This is a genomic window from Thalassotalea marina (genome assembly GCF_014656435.1).
Lineage (GTDB): Bacteria > Pseudomonadota > Gammaproteobacteria > Enterobacterales > Alteromonadaceae > Thalassotalea_C > Thalassotalea_C marina.
This window is the reverse complement of sequence record NZ_BNCK01000011.1, coordinates 1-18,736: the sequence shown is the minus strand read 5'-3', so window position 1 is coordinate 18,736 and position 18,736 is coordinate 1. Positions and strand designations below refer to the sequence as shown.

At 39.0% G+C, this 18,736-nt stretch carries 16 protein-coding genes; 13 read left to right on the top strand and 3 right to left on the bottom strand.

Translation table 11 applies throughout. The features are described from left to right. Positions 1-37 precede the first annotated feature (37 nt). Both IE199_RS19415 and IE199_RS19410 read left to right on the top strand, forming a co-directional pair. Positions 38-1,657 (top strand): diacylglycerol kinase family protein, encoded by a 1,620-nt coding sequence (locus IE199_RS19415; RefSeq protein ID WP_189774016.1) that lies wholly within the window; start codon positions 38-40, stop codon positions 1,655-1,657. Positions 1,658-1,730: 73 nt separating this feature from the next. After that, positions 1,731-2,438 carry a VC0807 family protein gene (locus IE199_RS19410; RefSeq protein ID WP_189774013.1) on the top strand — a complete coding sequence of 236 codons (708 nt, stop codon included), beginning with the start codon at positions 1,731-1,733 and terminating at the stop codon, positions 2,436-2,438. A gap of 113 nt (positions 2,439-2,551) precedes the next feature. Here the strand turns inward: IE199_RS19410 and IE199_RS19405 are convergent, their stop codons facing one another. Next, positions 2,552-3,445, bottom strand: coding sequence for a LysR family transcriptional regulator (locus tag IE199_RS19405; protein ID WP_189774219.1), 894 nt, complete (start codon positions 3,443-3,445; stop codon positions 2,552-2,554). Positions 3,446-3,564: 119 nt separating this feature from the next. Between IE199_RS19405 and hutH the strand changes: the two genes are divergently transcribed. From hutH to IE199_RS19390, 3 genes are all read left to right on the top strand, one after another. Beyond that, positions 3,565-5,073, top strand: a complete 1,509-nt coding sequence (hutH, locus tag IE199_RS19400) for a histidine ammonia-lyase (protein ID WP_189774012.1) — start codon at positions 3,565-3,567, stop codon at positions 5,071-5,073. Positions 5,074-5,088: 15 nt separating this feature from the next. After that, positions 5,089-7,089, top strand: a complete 2,001-nt coding sequence (gene hutU / locus IE199_RS19395; RefSeq protein WP_189774009.1) for a urocanate hydratase — start codon at positions 5,089-5,091, stop codon at positions 7,087-7,089. 249 nt (positions 7,090-7,338) lie between these two features. Next, positions 7,339-7,926 carry an acyloxyacyl hydrolase gene (locus IE199_RS19390; protein ID WP_189774007.1) on the top strand — a complete coding sequence of 196 codons (588 nt, stop codon included), beginning with the start codon at positions 7,339-7,341 and terminating at the stop codon, positions 7,924-7,926. Positions 7,927-7,940: 14 nt separating this feature from the next. On the opposite strand, the gene IE199_RS19385 is transcribed toward IE199_RS19390, so the two are convergent. Both IE199_RS19385 and IE199_RS19380 read right to left on the bottom strand, forming a co-directional pair. Further along, positions 7,941-8,645, bottom strand: a complete 705-nt coding sequence (locus IE199_RS19385) for a LytR/AlgR family response regulator transcription factor (RefSeq protein ID WP_189774005.1) — start codon at positions 8,643-8,645, stop codon at positions 7,941-7,943. A gap of 13 nt (positions 8,646-8,658) precedes the next feature. Continuing rightward, entirely contained in the window at positions 8,659-9,477 is an 819-nt protein-coding gene (locus IE199_RS19380) for a sensor histidine kinase (protein WP_189774003.1), read from the bottom strand. Positions 9,478-9,565: 88 nt separating this feature from the next. Between IE199_RS19380 and IE199_RS19375 the strand changes: the two genes are divergently transcribed. The 8 genes from IE199_RS19375 (at position 9,566) to IE199_RS19340 (ending at position 18,289) form a co-directional block, all read left to right on the top strand. Continuing rightward, positions 9,566-10,474, top strand: a complete 909-nt coding sequence (locus IE199_RS19375; RefSeq protein ID WP_189774001.1) for an ABC transporter ATP-binding protein — start codon at positions 9,566-9,568, stop codon at positions 10,472-10,474. Further along, positions 10,464-14,033 (top strand): M1 family aminopeptidase, encoded by a 3,570-nt coding sequence (locus IE199_RS19370; RefSeq protein ID WP_189773999.1) that lies wholly within the window; start codon positions 10,464-10,466, stop codon positions 14,031-14,033. Before IE199_RS19375 ends, IE199_RS19370 begins: the two co-directional genes overlap by 11 nt. Before the next feature lie 92 nt (positions 14,034-14,125). Continuing rightward, positions 14,126-15,154 carry a hypothetical protein gene (locus IE199_RS19365; RefSeq protein ID WP_189773997.1) on the top strand — a complete coding sequence of 343 codons (1,029 nt, stop codon included), beginning with the start codon at positions 14,126-14,128 and terminating at the stop codon, positions 15,152-15,154. Positions 15,155-15,269: 115 nt separating this feature from the next. Next, positions 15,270-15,641, top strand: coding sequence for a hypothetical protein (locus IE199_RS19360; protein WP_189773995.1), 372 nt, complete (start codon positions 15,270-15,272; stop codon positions 15,639-15,641). 18 nt (positions 15,642-15,659) lie between these two features. Next, complete coding sequence (locus IE199_RS19355) at positions 15,660-16,148, top strand: DUF7000 family protein (protein WP_189773993.1); 489 nt, start codon at positions 15,660-15,662, stop codon at positions 16,146-16,148. A 34-nt stretch (positions 16,149-16,182) separates the two neighbouring features. Next, the gene (locus IE199_RS19350; RefSeq protein ID WP_189773991.1) at positions 16,183-16,995 is read left to right on the top strand and encodes a LytTR family DNA-binding domain-containing protein; all 813 of its coding nucleotides are present in this window, start codon (positions 16,183-16,185) and stop codon (positions 16,993-16,995) included. Between the two features lie 89 nt (positions 16,996-17,084). Beyond that, positions 17,085-17,681: a cytochrome b gene (locus tag IE199_RS19345; RefSeq protein ID WP_189773989.1), complete on the top strand. Its 597-nt coding sequence runs from the start codon at positions 17,085-17,087 to the stop codon at positions 17,679-17,681. Positions 17,682-17,689: 8 nt separating this feature from the next. Next, positions 17,690-18,289, top strand: coding sequence for a dioxygenase family protein (locus IE199_RS19340; protein WP_229854860.1), 600 nt, complete (start codon positions 17,690-17,692; stop codon positions 18,287-18,289). Positions 18,290-18,736: the final 447 nt, after the last annotated feature.

Here is an 18,736-nt window from a genome sequence, read left to right as displayed (position 1 = left end):
ACCACCCAAGCTTTTAATTTTTTGAATAGGACGTTTTATGTTTATCGCTAAATACTATTTATTAGTTGCTATTATTGCATTTGGCTTAGCCTTACTATTACCAACTGTTGTATTAACAGCTTTTTTTGGCTGGATTGGCTTATCATTTTTACTAGTGACTATTGCCTATTTTGCGGATATTCCGTCGATTTTTAGAAAAAACGACGATGGTAAAATTGCCTCTTGGATTCGCTGGGCATTTATTCCTTTTTTATTATCGGCAAGAGCTTATAACGCCATCGCTAGAAGAAATGATCCTGTGCCACCTATTCAAAAAGTACAAGATAACTTGTTTCTTTCTCGCCGTTTATTCCCCTCGGATCTTGAACAGTTAGAGCGCGAAAATATCACTTGTATTGTTGACGTTACTGCAGAATTTTCAGGCTTAGAAAGTGCGATGACGGACAAAACGTTTGACTATTTGGCTATTCCAACACTTGACCATAAAGTACCTTCATTACGTAAACTGCGTCATGCGCTTAACTGGATTGACTGCCAAATCCAACAATCAAGATCTGTGGTTGTGCATTGTGCACTTGGCCGTGGCCGTTCGGTGTTTGTTGTTGCGGCCTATTTACTCAGCAAAGATAACGATTTAACCGTTGAACAAGTGTTAAAACAGTTAAACGATATTCGACAAACAGCAAGGCTGAATAAAGCTCAGATCAAAGTATTACACGCGATTCGTCGTAAAGAAGCGTTAAAATTGGCTGAGCCTACATGGCTAGTTGCTAACCCTGTATCTGGCGGCGGTAAATGGTTAGAAAGTAAAGAGCATTTAATTCGTGAGTTGACCAAAAAACACCGCCTAGCGATATTAGAAACACGCGAAGATGTGTCGGCTAAAACCTTGACTCAACAGGCGATAGCGCAAGGTGCAACAACGATATTAGCCGCTGGTGGAGACGGAACAGTAACAGAAGTTGCAACCCAGTTAGTTAAAACAGATATTGCCTTGGGCATTATTCCGTTAGGCACTGCTAATGCACTCTGTCATATTCTATATGGCGTTTCGTCAAAAATTTCACCTGTTGAAACTGCGTGTAATACACTGCTATACGGCGAAGTGAAAAAAATTGATACCGCGACCTGTAACGATCATTTAATGCTACTGGTTTTAGGTATTGGTTTTGAACAAGAGATGATCGAGTACGCTCATCGTGAACAGAAAAATGCCATGGGGCAGTTTGCTTACTTAACCGGCTTTTTTAATGCCGTAGTGTCTGGCTCGCAGCAGCAAATAACATTAACTTTAGATGATGAAGAACCACAAACTATTGAGACTCACAGCTTAGTTATCGCCAATACGGCTCCCTTTAGTACTATGCTGGCGCAAGGTGGCGCTCAACCTCAAGCAGACGATGGTAAACTACACATTAGTCATTTAGACAGTGACACGTCATTAGCCGATAGAATTTTTGCGATATCAGATCTAACGTTATCGAGTTTAGGTCTTAAAGATAAATCAGCCGCTTTTAAATATATAGCCGCTAAACGCATTGAAGTGAGTGCTAAGCAAGCTATTGATTATGTTATAGATGGCGAGCTATACAGTGATGATAAACTCGTCATTGAAATCCACCCAAAAACACTAAACACATTTGTTCCAAAGAGCTAACGCAGCCAACCAGGCTGCGCAAGCTTGTCTTTAACAGGCAACCGAGTAATACTAGGGCTGGTTTTTCCTATGAATGAGTATTGGAGTTCACTTGGTAGAGAAGAAAAAGAACAGTAATTCACTGATTGAATTATTGTTTAACGTCATTATCCCTGTTGTCATTTTGACAAAGTTTTCAGATCCAGAAAATTTAGGCGTCGAGTTAGGACTTTACACCGCGTTAGCTTTCCCAATTGGCTATGCTATTTATGAGTATAGTAAACAACGTACTTTGAACTATTTGTCAGTTTTAGGCGTGATCAGCACCCTATTAACTGGTGGCATCGCTTTACTAGAGCTAGACAATCAATGGCTAGCAGTTAAGGAAGCCCTAATACCAGGTCTTATCGCCACATTTGTTTTTGTCACTGGCCGTTTAGGTAAACCCATATTAGAGAAATTCCTGTTTATGAGTGGTATTTTAGAGCAGGACAGTTTGTACAAATTACTAGAAGAAAAACGCCAATTAAACGCCTATAAAATGGTAATTTTACGTGCTAATTTATTTTTAGTTTATACCTTTGTATTTTCTTCAGTGATGAATTATTTATTAGCTAAATGGATAGTAGTCGCGCCAGCTGGAACTGAAGAATTTAATGAGCAACTCGGTTACATGATGGGCATTAGTTATCCCGCTATAGCCATTCCTACCATGATCGCGATGTTTGCTATTTTGTTTTATATCTTCAAACAAATAGGCAAATTGACTGGTCGCAGCTTTTCTGAGTTAGTAGAGGGTTAAATAGTGCTTCCATCATGAATTTTCCTCATGATGGAAACCATCTCCACCAAACTCCATATCAGCAAATCAAGAACTTAAAATGAATAAACAAGCGGCAACAACATAAGGCTATGCTACCGGTGACAGCGTTTAATTTCTTCAATTAAAGCATTAGCTAATGGTGATATCGCATTGTTTTTTGATGAGATTAACATCACGGGTATTTGATAATGGTACTTGTCAGGGCGAATCGCTTTCATTTGGCCTTTTTCAACCCAGTAATTGGCATAATGTTCAGGTAAATACCCGATAAACTCCCCCGATAAGATTAAATGAGCAATACCTTCATCATGATAGGCTGTGGCGCTATGTTGGTAGTTTAAGCCATCATTTCTGACTTCTTTATCTCGGGTATAGTTACTGGTGATCATTTCAGCTTGTTTCAAATACTTGGCAACATCTGATGCTTTACAATTAAACAAAGGGTGTTTGTCACCACAATAAAGAAAGTTGGTTTCGTTGTGCAGTGGGAAATATTCAAGCCCTCTAAGTTGATGACGACTGACCCCTAACCCTACTAACGAACGGCCATTAACCACCGATGTTTCAACTTCTCGCGCTTCACAAACATTAATATCAAATTGAATATTGGTGCCTTTGGCTTTTAATGCAGCGATTGCGTCAGCTAAACCACATCGAGGATCGCTCACCATAGTATCAATTGCTGCAATAGTTACCCGGCCCGATAGCTCATCTTTGGAGCTAGCAACCGTTGAAGCAAATGCCTCACACTGTTGCAATAATTCTAAAGACGCTTGATAAGTTACACGACCAGGCTCAGTTAATTCAAAGCCACTTCTACCGCGCTTACACAATTTAATGCCCAAACGCACTTCAAGATCCGACAGGTGAGAACTAATGGTTGAACGACCAATATTTAACCTTGATTCGGCAGCTGACAAACCGCCGCATTCAACAATAGCGACAAAAATTCTTAATAACTTTAAGTCAACGTCTTGTACTTGCATCGGTAAACCACCATTAGTTTGATAATATCGGAATAAGTTACGATAATTATGCATCTATAAAACTTAATGAACAAGGTAAAATGCTTGTCATAAATAGCATTTTGCTTAGGAGCATTCACATGACGTTTCATTATGGTATTGACCGTCTAGATTTAGATACTGTTAACGGTATCGCTAATGGCAGCATCAACGCAGTGCTTAGCCAAGAAGCCATCAATAAAATAAATACAAGCCGCCAACGTGTGGAAAAAATGGCAGCTTCAGACAAAGCCGTCTATGGCATCAATACGGGCTTTGGTCCTTTATGTGATACACAAATCACGCCAGCAGAAACACACTTATTACAAAAAAACCTACTGATCACACATGCCGTCGGTGTTGGTGAGCCAATTAAAAAAGACATTTCTAAATTAATGCTGATCACTAAGGTACACGCGTTAAGCCAAGGCTTTTCAGGCATTCGTTTAGAAACGGTTGAACGTATGTTGGCGTTTATCGAACTTGATTTGATCCCAGTAGTACCTGAGCAAGGTTCAGTGGGCGCTTCGGGTGACTTAGCACCATTGTCTCACCTTTTTTTACCTTTATTGGGCGAAGGTGAGTTCTGGCAAGGCGATACAATAATTCCAGCGGCTCAAGCATTAAAAGAACACGGCCTAGCACCAATGGAGTTGCACGCTAAAGAAGGTTTAGCGTTAATTAATGGTACACAGTTTATTTTATCGCACGCTATTACTGGCTTGACCAAAATGCGCTATTTGCTTGATTTAGCTGACGTTGCAGGGGCGATGAGCATTGAAGGCATGCAAGGTAGCCAATCTCCATTTAGAGCAGAATTACACGCAACGCGCCCGTTTGAAGGCAATATTGAAGTAGCCGCTCGCATGAGAAGTTTCTTTAAAGATTCGGAAAACATGGCATCACACACTAACTGTGATCGTGTACAAGATCCTTATTCACTGCGTTGTATTCCACAAGTGCATGGTGCTTCACGTAACGCCTATAACCACTTAAAAGAGCTTGCTGAAACAGAAATGAATTCAGTGACTGACAACCCGATTGTGATCAGTGAAGAAGAAGCTATTTCTGGTGGTAGCTTCCACGGTCAACCACTTGCCATGGTATTAGATTACGCATCTATTGCAGCCGCTGAGCTTGGTAATATTTCTGATCGTCGTTGTTATTTATTATTAGAAGGTTTGCACGGATTACCACGTTTATTAACGACTTCTGGTGGTTTAAACTCTGGCATGATGATCCCACAATATGCTACCGCTGCGTTAGTTACTGAAAATAAATCACTGTGTTTCCCACCATCAGCTGACAGCGTGCCAACCTCGATGGGTCAAGAAGATCACGTATCAATGGGCAGTATTTCAAGCCGTAAATTTAATCAAATCTTAGGTAACTTAGAAAAGATTTTTGCCATTGAATTAATGTACGCAGCACAAGCGATTGACTTTAGACGCCCTAATAAGTGCTCTGACGTTATTGAAGAGAACTTTGCTATTATTCGTGAAAAAGTCGCCAAACTTGAAGAAGATCGTCTATTAAAGCCTGATATTGATGCCATTATTAACATGGTTAAATCACAAGCTTTTAATGTATCGGCAACACTTAACGCTTAATCAGGGAGATTTATCATGACTTTTCAAGACATCATCAAACAAGGTATCCCTACAGAGTTACCGCCAGCACAGCCATACCCTGAAGACGTTAACCGCGCGCCAAAGCGCAAAGACATTTTATCGGTTGAAGAAAAGCAACTAGCCGTGCGAAATGCGCTGCGTTATTTCCCAGCTGAATGGCATCAAGAGCTAGCCGCTGAATTTGCCCAGGAGCTTAAAGATTTTGGCCGTATTTACATGTACCGCTTTAAGCCTAATTACCAATTAAAAGCGCGCTCAATTGCAGATTACCCTGCTAAGTGTCAACAAGCAGCAGCGATTATGCTGATGATTGACAACAACTTAGATCCTGCGGTTGCTCAACATCCAGAAGAGTTGATCACTTACGGTGGCAATGGCGCGGTTTTCCAAAACTGGGCACAATACCTGTTGGCGATGAAATACTTAAGTGAAATGGAAAGCGATCAAACATTACACTTGTACTCAGGTCACCCTATGGGCTTATTCCCTTCTTCGGAAGACGCACCTCGTGTTGTAGTGACCAACGGTATGATGATCCCTAACTACTCTCAACCAGATGATTGGGAGAAGTTTAACGCCTTAGGTGTTACGCAATATGGCCAAATGACTGCTGGCTCATTTATGTACATTGGCCCACAAGGTATCGTGCACGGTACAACCATTACAGTGATGAACGCGTTTCGTAAAGTCCTCGCCAAAGGTGAAAGCCCACAAGGTAAAATTTTCCTTACCGCAGGTTTAGGTGGCATGAGTGGTGCTCAACCTAAAGCAGGTAACATTGCCAACTGTATTACCGTATGTGCTGAAGTTAACCCAAAAGCGGCAACTAAACGCCATGCGCAAGGTTGGGTGGATGAATTAATTGATAACATGGATGAGTTAGTTAGCCGTGTTAAAAGTGCACAAGCGAATGAAGAAGTGGTATCAATTGCCTATATTGGTAACATTGTTGATGTTTGGGAAACTTTCTATGAACAAGAAATCTTTGTTCATTTAGGCTCAGATCAAACGTCATTACACAACCCTTGGTCTGGTGGCTACTACCCTGTTGATATCAGCTATGAAGAATCAAATCGCTTAATTCGTGAAGAACCAGAAGTCTTCAAAGAAAAGGTACAAGCGACATTAAAGCGTCACGCCAATGCGGTAAACAAACACACAGCACGTGGTACCTATTTCTTCGATTACGGTAATGCCTTCTTGTTAGAAGCTTCACGCGCTGGTGGAGATGTAATGGCAGAAAATGGTATTGACTTTAAATACCCGTCATACGTGCAAGACATTCTTGGTCCTATGTGTTTTGACTACGGTTTTGGCCCGTTCCGTTGGGTTTGTACCTCAGGTAAACCAGAAGATTTAGATAAAACCGATGCCATTGCTGCCGACGTGTTACAGAAGATCATGGCTGAATCACCTGAAGAAATTCAGCAGCAGATGCAAGATAACATTACCTGGATCAAAGACGCCAAGCAAAACAAGTTAGTTGTAGGCTCACAAGCGCGTATTCTGTATGCCGATGCTCAAGGTCGCATGGAAATTGCCAAAGCATTTAACGATGCCATTAACGCCGGCGAGATTGGCCCAGTAGTACTAGGTCGTGACCACCACGATGTGTCAGGTACCGATTCACCATTTAGAGAAACGTCTAACATTTATGACGGTAGTCGCTTTACTGCAGATATGGCTATTCACAATGTGATTGGTGACAGCTTCCGCGGCGCCACTTGGGTTTCTATCCACAACGGCGGTGGCGTAGGCTGGGGTGAAGTGATTAACGGCGGCTTTGGTATGTTGCTTGACGGTAGCGAAGCGGCTGAGCGTCGTTTAAAATCCATGTTATTGTTTGATGTTAACAATGGTATTGCTCGTCGCAGCTGGGCACGTAACGAAGAAGCCAACTTTGCCATTAAACGTGAAATGCAACGTACACCTAAGTTAAAAGTGACGTTAGCTAACTTGGTAGAAGACGATGTTTTAAATAAATTATCGTTTTAATTGATATAAAGATAAAGCTTCATTCCTGAAGCTTTATCTCTTTCCATAACCACATATCTACCCACAGAAATTCTATCTGCCAGCCCTCATATAATTTTACGATTTTTCAAATTTAGACACTAATAATCGCTTTAAGACTATTGGTTTTGTTTTAAATACTAACAGTGGCTTTTCAACAGCTGACATCCATTACATTACCTGCCAAATATTACTTGTCAGCCGATAGCGAAATTGAGGCTGCATTAACAAATGTTAGAGGTTAATGAACCTGTGGAAACGGCAATAAATGTAGTGAGATTTACCATAATCTCGCTAATTATCTTGTTAACTAGCTCACCTGCTCAAGCGTCAACTAGCTTAAAAACACAATCTGTGGCGGTTGATCTATTAATTGGCTCAGATCAAATTTCAGGTCTACGCCTCGCTTATCGACCACTCACAAGACGTATTGATAGTGCGCCTTATTTCGAATATCTCGATATATACTGGGAGATAAGTGTTAATTTTTGGGAATACGGTGAAAACAACCAGCATCAGGCAAACTATGCTATTGCCCTATCCCCCGTCATAAGTAAAACTTTTTATTATGTTCAAGGCAAGTATCCATTGAGATGGGAATTTGGTATTGGCATATCCTTGGTCGAGGATACCCAATTTGCAGGCAAAAACATTGGCTCCCATTACCAATTTGAAGATAGGCTCGGATTATCATTCGCATTTGGTGCCAACAATAATCAACGTTTTGCAATTCGATATATGCATTACAGTAATGGCGGACTTAACTCCAATAATCCAGGATTGGATTTTTTTAATGCCTCATATTCAGTTTCATTTTAAACATTAGAAAAGCTTTATTTTTTAATTAATTGTGCAACTTTCTCTTTATAGACTCGACCTACTGGCACAATTACATCGCCAAGATGAACTTCACTGGCTTTTATTAACGTTAACGCATTATGGGCAACCATGTAGGAACGATGCACTCGTGAGAAGTATTCTTCTGGTAATAACTGCTCAAAGTCAGAGATTTTCATTTGGCTCAGTAGCTGAGTATCTTTTAAGTAAACTGAGGTGTAATTGCCATTTGCTTTGACATAAAGTAGTTCACTTAATGCCACTTGGTGATGTTTTTTATCATCTTTAATAAAGATACTTTCTTGCAAGGCGTGGGGGCTAGCCTCACTTTGCAGCCGACTTGTTATCAAAGCATGTTTATCTGTTATTTTTTGTAGCGCTTTGGCAAAGCGTTCAGCATTAAATGGTTTAAGTAAATAATCAGTTATCTCATATTCGTAACTTTCCAACGCATACTCTTGGTGCGCAGAAATAACAACAATTTGTGGCGGCTGTTTTAATGCCGTTAAAAATTCAAAGCCAGTCATTTGCGGCATGTTGATATCAAGAAATATCAAATCAATTTGATGCTCTTGCATCATAGTTTGCGCCTGCATGGCATTAAAACACTGACCAATTAATCTTAGTTCAGGATAGTTTTGTGCAAATCGAGAGATAAGCTTATGTGCCGCTGGCTCATCATCGATAATCAGGTATTTCATCGGGTTAATACGCCTAAGTTAAGTCAATCGAAACAGTTGTTTTATAAGTATTACTTGAAACATCAGTCGTTATTTTATGTTTGTCAGGAAACAGTAACACTAGTCGACGTTTTAAATTATCTAGTCCTATACCACCGCTTGTACGTTGTTTTTTATTTTTTTCTAATACCGATTTATCAAAATTATTTTCAATCACAAATTCAATCAATTCAGGCTTAGTAGTAAAACAAAAGTGAATGTATTGCCCTTCTGTTAACGTATCAACACCGTGTTTAAAGGCATTTTCTAGCAAATTGATAAATAACAGTGGAGGGATACGTTGCTGTGCATCAGTAATGTTTTGCGTAAATTGAATATCTAAACGATGCTGATGGCGCAACTGATTTAATTCAATAAAGTTTTCAAGATAGGCAATTTCGTCTTGTACAGAAACGGTATGTTTTCGGCCATCATAAATAGTAAAACGCATCATTTGTGATAATCGATATATAACTTCTTCGGTTTGATCGGATTTCTCAACCGCTAAACCGTATAAATTATTTAAGGTATTAAAGAAAAAATGAGGATTAATTTGGCTTTTTAACAAGCTCAGTTCAGCTTTGAGTGTTTCTTGATGCAAATGGTCGATATATTGTTTTTGTTTTGCTCTATCTTGTATCAAATAGATAAGAGGCAGCATCATGCTAACGGTTAAAAATACGATCAACACCTCAGGGTTGGTCGCCAGATAAATAAGATATAAGCTAGCGCCATAGCCACAAATTAGCGCAATACTTTTTAGCCAAACGTTCAAAATATTCTTCTTTTTAATGCAAAATGCGTCGTTCGACATGGTTTAGTCGTCGTTCGTCATTTCGTTATTTATTTAATTCTTGGCGATTGTACTATACGCATAAATAGATAGCACCTTGGAAAGACGCATGTTAACAATAAGAAATTTATCAAAGACTTACGACAATGGAGTTCAAGCCCTTAAATCAGTATCACTTGACATAGAGCCTGGCTTGTTTGGCTTACTCGGCCCTAATGGCGCAGGAAAGTCGTCATTGATGCGCACTATTGCTACCTTACAGCAACCGTCACATGGACAAATTAGCTTTGACAATAAAGACATCATCAAAAACCCCAATATTCTGCGTGAATGTTTAGGTTATCTACCACAAGAATTTGGTGTGTACCCAAAAGCGAGCTGCTACGAATTACTTAATCATTTGGCCTTATTAAAAGGTATTGTTGACAAAGAGCAACGTAAAACTCAAATAGACAGTCTGCTGCATTTAACCAACTTATACGACAAACGCCATAACGAAGTTGCAACCTATTCAGGTGGAATGAGGCAGCGTTTTGGCATCGCTCAAGCACTTTTGGGCGATCCTAAACTGATCATTGTTGATGAACCAACCGCAGGCTTAGATCCACAAGAGCGTAACCGCTTTCACAATTTGTTATGTGAGATTAGTGAAAACATTGTTGTTATTTTATCAACACATATTGTTGAAGATGTTAGCCAACTTTGTCCTAACATGGCTATTTTAATCGACGGCCAAATTCAGTTGCACGGTAAACCAGCGGCGTTAATTAATACGCTAGATGGCCGCATTTGGTCAAAAATGGTCAGTAAGCAAGAAGTTGCAGACTACCGCACTAAATTTAACGTGTTATCAGAACGATTAATTACCGGTAAAACCCAGTTGATTGTGGAAAGTGAATTCCAACCAGAAATTGGTTTTCAACCTATTTCACCAGACTTAGAAGACGTCTATTTTTCTACACTGAATAAGGCCAGAGGTATTGGCCCTACTAATCAAGGAGGTCAAGATGTTGCTTAAGTTATTGCCCTTTGAATTAAAACAACAAATTAAACAAGGTGGTTTTTGGGCTGCTTCCTTCGCTATGGTATGGATGGCGGTATTAATTACCACGCAACGAGGTTCAGCGCTAGTTTATGCAAACTCCGCTCATGCCATCAGCCAAACATTACTGTTTATTGCGCCAAATATCATTTTTGTTACCTGTGTTTTGGCTTCTGCTACGGTATTGCGCGATAGCCAATACAAAATGGAAGCTCTTATTTTTACTACACCTATAGATAAATTTAAGTATTTGGCCAGTCGTTATTTCAGCATCGCCATTGCCACTTGTGCCGTATTATTTTTAGCGCTAATTGGCATGATGATCACACCTTTGTTCTTAGAAGCTGAATTGGTTGGTCCATTTAACCTAAGTTACTACCTAGGCAACTATTTACTGTTCATTGTACCAAGCGTATTTCTGTGTACGTCTTTTGTATTTGCTGCCGCAATGCTAAGCAAGAATATGATTGCGGTATTTGTTTCAGGCATCGTGCTGTACGTGGTTTACATCATAGGTTCAATATTAGGTAACTCACCATTGATGGCTTCTTCTTCAGTATTGTCTGAAGGATATGGCTTTGCCTCGTTACTTGAACCTTATGGCCTTATTGCTTTTGCTGAACAATCAGCCTATTGGAGTGCTGAGCAACGCAATACATTTATGCCATCACTAACTGGCTCACTATTGTTTAACCGTATTTTATGGTTAGCAATTAGTTTAAGTTTGTTTGTCTTCACGTATAAAGCATTTAGCTTTCGCGCTGAACATAAAATCAAGGTAACAAAACCTGCTCAAAAAGAGGCTGATGAAAGCGCTGACAACAATAATAATGTCGAGCCATATAAAAGCATTAAGCCGCTTATCAACTTTAACCAAATTAACTGGTCTGTTGCTTGGTCAAAATTTAACATTGAATACGTTACTGCGACACGAGGCAAAATATTCTTGGTGCTATTGTTCACTACTGTTGTTTTTACTTTAGGTAACTTGATCAGCAGTGTTTTGGAAGGACCCATTGCTGGTGGCCAATCATTTCTACCACAAACCGCTTTAATTTTAGGTTGGTTACAAGAGCCATTAGCCAAAATTGGTATGTTAGTGGTGATCTTTTTCACCGTAGAGCTTTATTGGAATGAACGTTTGGTAAAAATTGCACCGCTAGTCGATTGCACACCAACTCATAACTTCACCTTCTATTTAGCTAAATTAGCTGCAGTACTAGCCATTGGTTTCACGTTGATTTTAGTGAGTATTATCTCTGCGATAGTTTTCCAATTATCACAAGGTTATTTCAACATTCAGCCACAACAGTACTTATTATTGTTTTATTACAGCGGTGTACCTATGTTATTGGCCGCATTATTAACCTTATTTTTGCAGCGCTTTGCCAAAGTTAAAGCAATTGGTTTGTTGCTAGGTGTTGGTGTATTTGTGTTAAACGGCATAGCCAAAGGCCTGTTACTTGACCACCCATTAACGGTATTTGCTTATCAGCCTTATTTCATGTTCTCTGACATGGCAGACACAATTTATCATGCACAAGCTGCACACTGGTACAACATTTACTGGTTATCATTAACAGGTATTTTAGGTGTTGTTACCGTTAAGTATTGGCAGCGTGGCAATACGGTAACGGCTGAAGGTTTGACACAAAAAGCCCGTGTACTATTAGCAAGCCTAGCTGTAGTTTGTATCACCAGCGCTAGTTATATCTTCTACCAAACAAATGTATTTAATACCTTTATGACAGAAGAGCAACAAATTGCATTAATGGCAGACTACGAAAAACAATATCAGTCGTTCGAAGGTAAAGCGATACCAACAATTGTTGACGTAAAACTGGCCATGGATATATTCCCAGAGCAACGTAGTTATCAACTAAGCGGTAGTTATATCATTGAAAACCAAACTGATGAGCCAATCAATGAGGTATTGGTATCAGTATTACGCCAAAGCCATGTGAATTATCAAGTAGCGCTTACTGATGCGGTATTAACGACACATGACCAGGCTCACCAAACCATGTTGTTTACTTTAGCTTCACCTTTAGCACCAAACGCTAAAACTTCACTAGAGTTTACGATTAACGCAACACATAACGCGTTTGCCGAATTAGATGGCGAACACTATGTAACTGCAGGTGGTAGTTATATAGAAGTTGAAGATGTGATCCCTCAGTTTGGTTTTAACCAGCGTTATGTGCTTACCGACGCTGAACATCGTAAAGAGCATAACTTGCCCGAACTAACACGCACTATACCAGAGCAAGGTATGCACGTTGTTGCCAATGACAAACTAATGTTTGATGCCATCATTTCAACAACAACACCACAATCTGTTGTGACAGTTGGTACACTTAAAAAACAGTGGATAGAAGCACAACGCCATTTTTTCCACTACCAGTCTGCTGCACCTATTCAAGCACAACTTGCGGTAGTTTCTGCTGAGTTCGATACAGAAACGACAACGCATAATGGTGTTGAACTTACGGTTTACCATGCACCTGAGCATAATCAAGATAACCAGATGATATTGACCGCTTTAACACAATCAATGGACTATTTTGCCAAGCATTATATCCCTTACAAAGGTGAACATTATGCAGTAGTAGAAATTCCTTATTTCTCAGCGGCTCAATCATTTGGTAGCTCTCAACCTGGTATGTATGTAGGGGTGGAAAATAGAATGTTTAACCTAGACAGCAGACAAGTAGACTTGAACGAGTTTAATCCTCAGTTACGTGGAATTTCTCATGAATTTGCTCATCAATATTGGGGCGATTATTTGGAGCCAAACTATATTGCTGGTGCTGCTATGTTGACAGAAACATTAGCCAAATATACTGAGTTGGTCATGTTAAAACATGTTTATGGAGCTACAACTGCATTTGACTTAGTAAATCAATCTTTAGACTTTTATTTAAAAGTACGCCCGTACATGAATGACGTAGAACAGCCACTGTTTAGCATGGGTCATGACTCGCACCTATTCTACGGTAAAGGTCAACATAGTATGTACACATTGCTTGATATCTTAGGTGAAGAGAAAATTAACGCAGCGTTAAAGCAGTTATTAACTGAAAAGGGTTACCCTTACAAAGCGACAACCTTGGATGTTTTAGACGCCTTTTACCAGCAGGCTAGTCAACAACAGATCGAAAAAATCGACGACTTGTTTAAACGAGTGGTATTTCACAGCCTAGAATTGAAACAAGCTAAAACGAAATTAGTGACCATTGATGGGCAAAACAAATATCAAACGACTGTTGATATTAGCGTATTAAAACTGGCTTTAGATTTACAAAGTGGGGAAGAAAGAGCCGTTAAAATCAATGAAGACATAGACGTTGCATTATATGACGGTTACCCAGCCTATGACGATAACAATGCCATGTTAATTGAAAGAGTGAAATTTAACAAAGAGCACACTCAAGTTACTTTGTTCACTAACAACAAACCGACTCATGTCCAGGTAGATCCTAAACTACACACAATTGATCGAAACCTGTCAGACAACGTTATCGCTATTAATTAGCACGACAGTACGTGAGCGGATCGCTGTAATAAGTTTTGCTCACGTACACCTAACTTTTCCTACTTTTTCTATTACTGACCACTTAGGAGTACATGATGAAAATTAATCATGCGGTTAAGGCCGCCTTTTTAACGGCAAGTTTAATCACATTATCGATGTCACAGCCGATATTTGCAGAGACAATTAGCAAGCCAGCATTCAAACAACAAGAATTAGAAAAACGCTATTATGTAAGAGATTATCAAACTATTAGATCAACTCTGCATGCTTTAGATAGACCTCTTAACACCGACGAACAGTTGCTACTACTTGCGATACGAGTACAACTTGACGAAGATGATGCAGACGATGCGTTAGAGGCCTTTACAAAAACACATTCAAACAATGCAAAGGTGCAGTATTGGGCGGGAAATTTATGGCAAACCATTGCTAAAAACAGCAATATGTTTTCCAAAATGTCGATTTACAGCCACTACGTTAAAGCGATGACACAAGCGGCTAAACTAGAGCCAACAAATGCTAGATATCAAATGGAAGCTGCAAAAGCGTATGGTCAGCCTTCTATGATGGGCGGCGACAGCGAGCAACAACAGCCTATCGTCGCAATGCTATTAAAAGGAAACACGCCGTATGCACATATTGCTTACATGGATTTATTGCAAAATACGCAACAGGAAAGCAAAGCGATAAAATATGCCAGTGATATTGCGCAACAATACAAAAACAATGTTGAAATAGTTGAACGTGCAGCACAACTACTATGGACCTTTGACAAAGTAACACAAGCGGGTGAGCTGTTTTATCAAGCTTGCATGTTACCTGCCCCTTCATATGAAGCGTACACTAAATGGGATGCCGCCTGTTGGTACAGCACAATGTTCAGTAAAGAAGAACGGCTTGCAATCGAAAAAGGAATAGCGGCGAGCACACATCTACTAAGTGAAAGTGCTGTAAAGGATGAAGATTATCTTGAAAGCTTACAACAATATGCTCAGTTACTTGTTAAAGCAGAACAAAATACTAAAGCCATTAGCGCCTATAAGGAACTATTAACACTAACCACTGATAAAAGCATGAAACGCAATGCACAAAAAGCTTTAAAGAAGTTAACCAAAGGCTAGGCATTATTAAAAATAAAAGCTTCACGAATTTTTAGCAGCACTTGAGTGCTGCTAAAAATTGTCTAATTTGATATAACTGTGTTTATCAGTACGCTAGCATATAAAAGGAACTGAAATGCTCACTAAAATTAAAGCCCTGCTATCAAAAGGCATTTGGCAAATACTAGCCATGCTATTAGTAATGGTTATTGCCGGCCCAGAACTGTTGCTTGGCATGGAATTGATGGCGTTAATAGAAGTATTAGGCGCTTCTACCTTTGTTTTAATGTATTTGTCTGGCATTAAACTATTGCTCAACAAAGCCATGACTAAATTTCAACAATTTGAGCAATATAGCATTTGGTTTATTCCTTCTTACCAAAGCTTAAAACAAATGCCAGAGCTTGTTCTTCATGTTATTCCGGAACGTACATTAATGATGAGTCTTGCAAGTATCGTAACCCTGAGTATGAGCATAATGTACATCAATTTATTGGTTAATATATAAGTCAAAAGGCGAAAGGACATGTCTGGTTCCAGCTTAAATAAACTAATTCCAGCATACAAAGAAGTGCTAGCAGACGGGCACTTTCAGCAAACCTATCAGCGCTTAGTTGGTATAGTGCAAAAACTAAGAACTGAGTTTAACAATCAATACAAAAATGAATATTCTGTTGCTAACATTCTGCATGGTTACGTCGACTATACTTATTTCTACCTGCAAAATGATTTTCTGAAACACCGCAAACTTAAACTAGCGATAGTGTTAAACCATCAACAAGTACAGTTTGAACTTTGGTTACTTGGTCAAACGAAACCGATTCAAATTAACTATTGGCAAAAGCTGCAAGGTCATAAATGGATAAGTGAGGTGATGCCTGAATATTCAGTTATTGAAATCCCTTTACTAGAGCAACCTGACTTTGACCAAGAGGAAAAACTATCTGCGTCAATCCACCAAAACTTTACGGCTTTGTCATCTCAGATCTTTGATACGTTAAAGTCCTTGGATTAATGCAGATGTAATGGGAAATCTGTAGAGGTACAACATGTCAAAAGATTACTTCAACAACAGGTTAATTTTAATCTTGCTGATACTCTTTATTTCAATTGCATGTATTGCTATCTTTCAAGATTATTTGCATGCCAAGCGTAATAGTTCATCTTTCTATTTTGAAGAATCATTGCTGTTTAAAACCGTTTGGTTTTACTTTCCTCCATTGCTACTGAGCATCAAAAAACTATTCAATCATAAGGTTTCCACAAGCACCCCAAATTTAATAAAGGTATTTGCTTTATACACCTCTGTACATGTGTTGTTAGTCGCTTTATCTATTTGGATATTATCCAGCATATTTCGAGATCAAGCCTACGGAATTATTAAAGTACTAACTTTTACACTTAGCAACGACTTGGTCAGTATACTGATGGTCTATGGCGCCTTTATAGCGGTAATTAAGTATTGGCAACTCAACAAAGCAAAACAAGCGCCGTTAACAATCAAGACTGTAGAGCCTTCTCATAAATATTTAACCATAAATTCAGGCAGGACCCATGAGATAATAAAGCTTGAAGATATCATTATTATCAAATCAGCTACCCCATATGTGAATGTCGAATTAGCACAGAAAACACACCTATATTCAGCTACGCTTAAATCAATAATAAGCGAACTTGATCATAGGTTTATTAGAATTCACCGCTCTATGATCGTAAACATCGACAAAGTACTTTCTTATAAATCTCGTTTAAATGGAGACTATGATCTGATTTTAGAAAATGGCACGGAAGTCAGGTTAAGTAGAAATTACGTCAAAGCTTTTAAACAGCAATTTGACTCAAGTCATCTTGTCGACATATAAAGTCATCGTCTTAAATCATTCCAGCTTGAAAACATCGTATTCACGAGTAATTGTACTGCCATTAAAAGTACAAGATGAATTAATCCTTTGTGAATATCAGAAACACACATACAACATATGGCACTGTCACAAAATGGCTTCATTGGCTAACTGCGTTTCTTTTTATAATTAGCTATTTGACCATTTATTTTCGTGAATGGTTTGCTATCTCCGATAAGGAAAATTGGTATGCTATTCAACTACACTTTTCTGTTGGTTTAACTTTAGCTGTTTTAGTTGTATTACGAATATTTTGGCGCTTAATTGATAAGCCACCACGAGTTAATAGCAAAAGCCAAAAAGTAGCTAACGCCTCACGTATTCTTCATGGCACTCTATATTTGATCATGATAATAATGCCACTTAGCGGCTATCTGTCTAAAGCAGATTATTTTATTTGTGGAAAAGGCCAGATTAGCTTGTATTTTTTTTATGATCTTCATCGCCACAATCCAGTAGCATTGTGTGACATTGTAAACGCTACGTTAAGTGCATTGTCACAGCCTGCTGACATTATTCATCAAATAACCGGAGCTTGGTTAATTATCCCATTACTTGCTCTGCATATTGCTGCTGCGCTTTACCACCATTTTGTAGTCAAAGATGACACCTTATTAAAAATGACCACTTTTAAACCAATCAAATAGAGGAACCAATGATGCGTACAACTTGTTTACTAATATCCACTTTATTAACGTTTACCGCTATTGCAGATGCTAATGAACTTGTTATTGGTGGACCTTGCCAAGGCTGCGAAAATGTTTTTGTTAATATGCCAAAGAAAATAAAATCTGATAGCAGAATTTCACCAACTGAAGAGCAAGGAGAGCCATTAAAAATAACCGGAAACGTATTTACGCAAGAAGGAAAGCCAGCACCAAATATTATCGTTTATGCTTATCAAACCGATGCTACAGGCAAATACCCAAAAAGCGATACTTTCCATGGCAAGTTAAGAGGCTGGGCGAAAACAGATCTTAGCGGTGCTTATAGCTTTAATAGTATACGTCCAGTTGCGTACCCTAATGGTAGAGAGCCACAACATATCCACTTTCATGTAATTGAACCAAACAGAGGGACTTATTACATTGATGATATAACCTTTAGTGACGATCCACTGTTATCTGCTGATAAAAAAAGTAAAACACTATGCCGAGGAGGGTGCGGGCTGTCTGAACCTAAAAAAAATAAAGCAGGTGTTTGGCTGGTAACACGAGATATTATACTAGGAGAGAATATTCCTGGTTATCATTAAACGAGGTTTATGAGTAAATTTTAAATCGTAACGCCGTAAAGCAAACTACGGGTTTTTCTAGGTTTCAGCCCTGCAAATTCGCAGAGCTCAATGCGCTCATCAGGGATTGAATAAAACTGTTTATTCAATCCTATCCTGCTTCTCCCTAATCGAAAGTAGGACAACTAAAATTGAGTTAAAAAAAAGCCACTCAATGAGTGGCTCTTCTTTTTAATTAAAAGCTTAGCTCAGGCCCGCGAATTCGCAGAGCTCATTCGGTTAAAAAGGGCCAACATGAAATTGTTCATCTTGGCTGTTAACCTTTTTAACCCTACTCTCGTGAGAGTACTCCATAAATTTTGTCCATAAAAAAAGGCCGTCTGTGAAGACGGCCTTTTCTTTGGAATAGAAGCTTAGCGATGTCCTACTCTCACATGGGAACTTTCTACAACGCTATTGTCGCTAAGC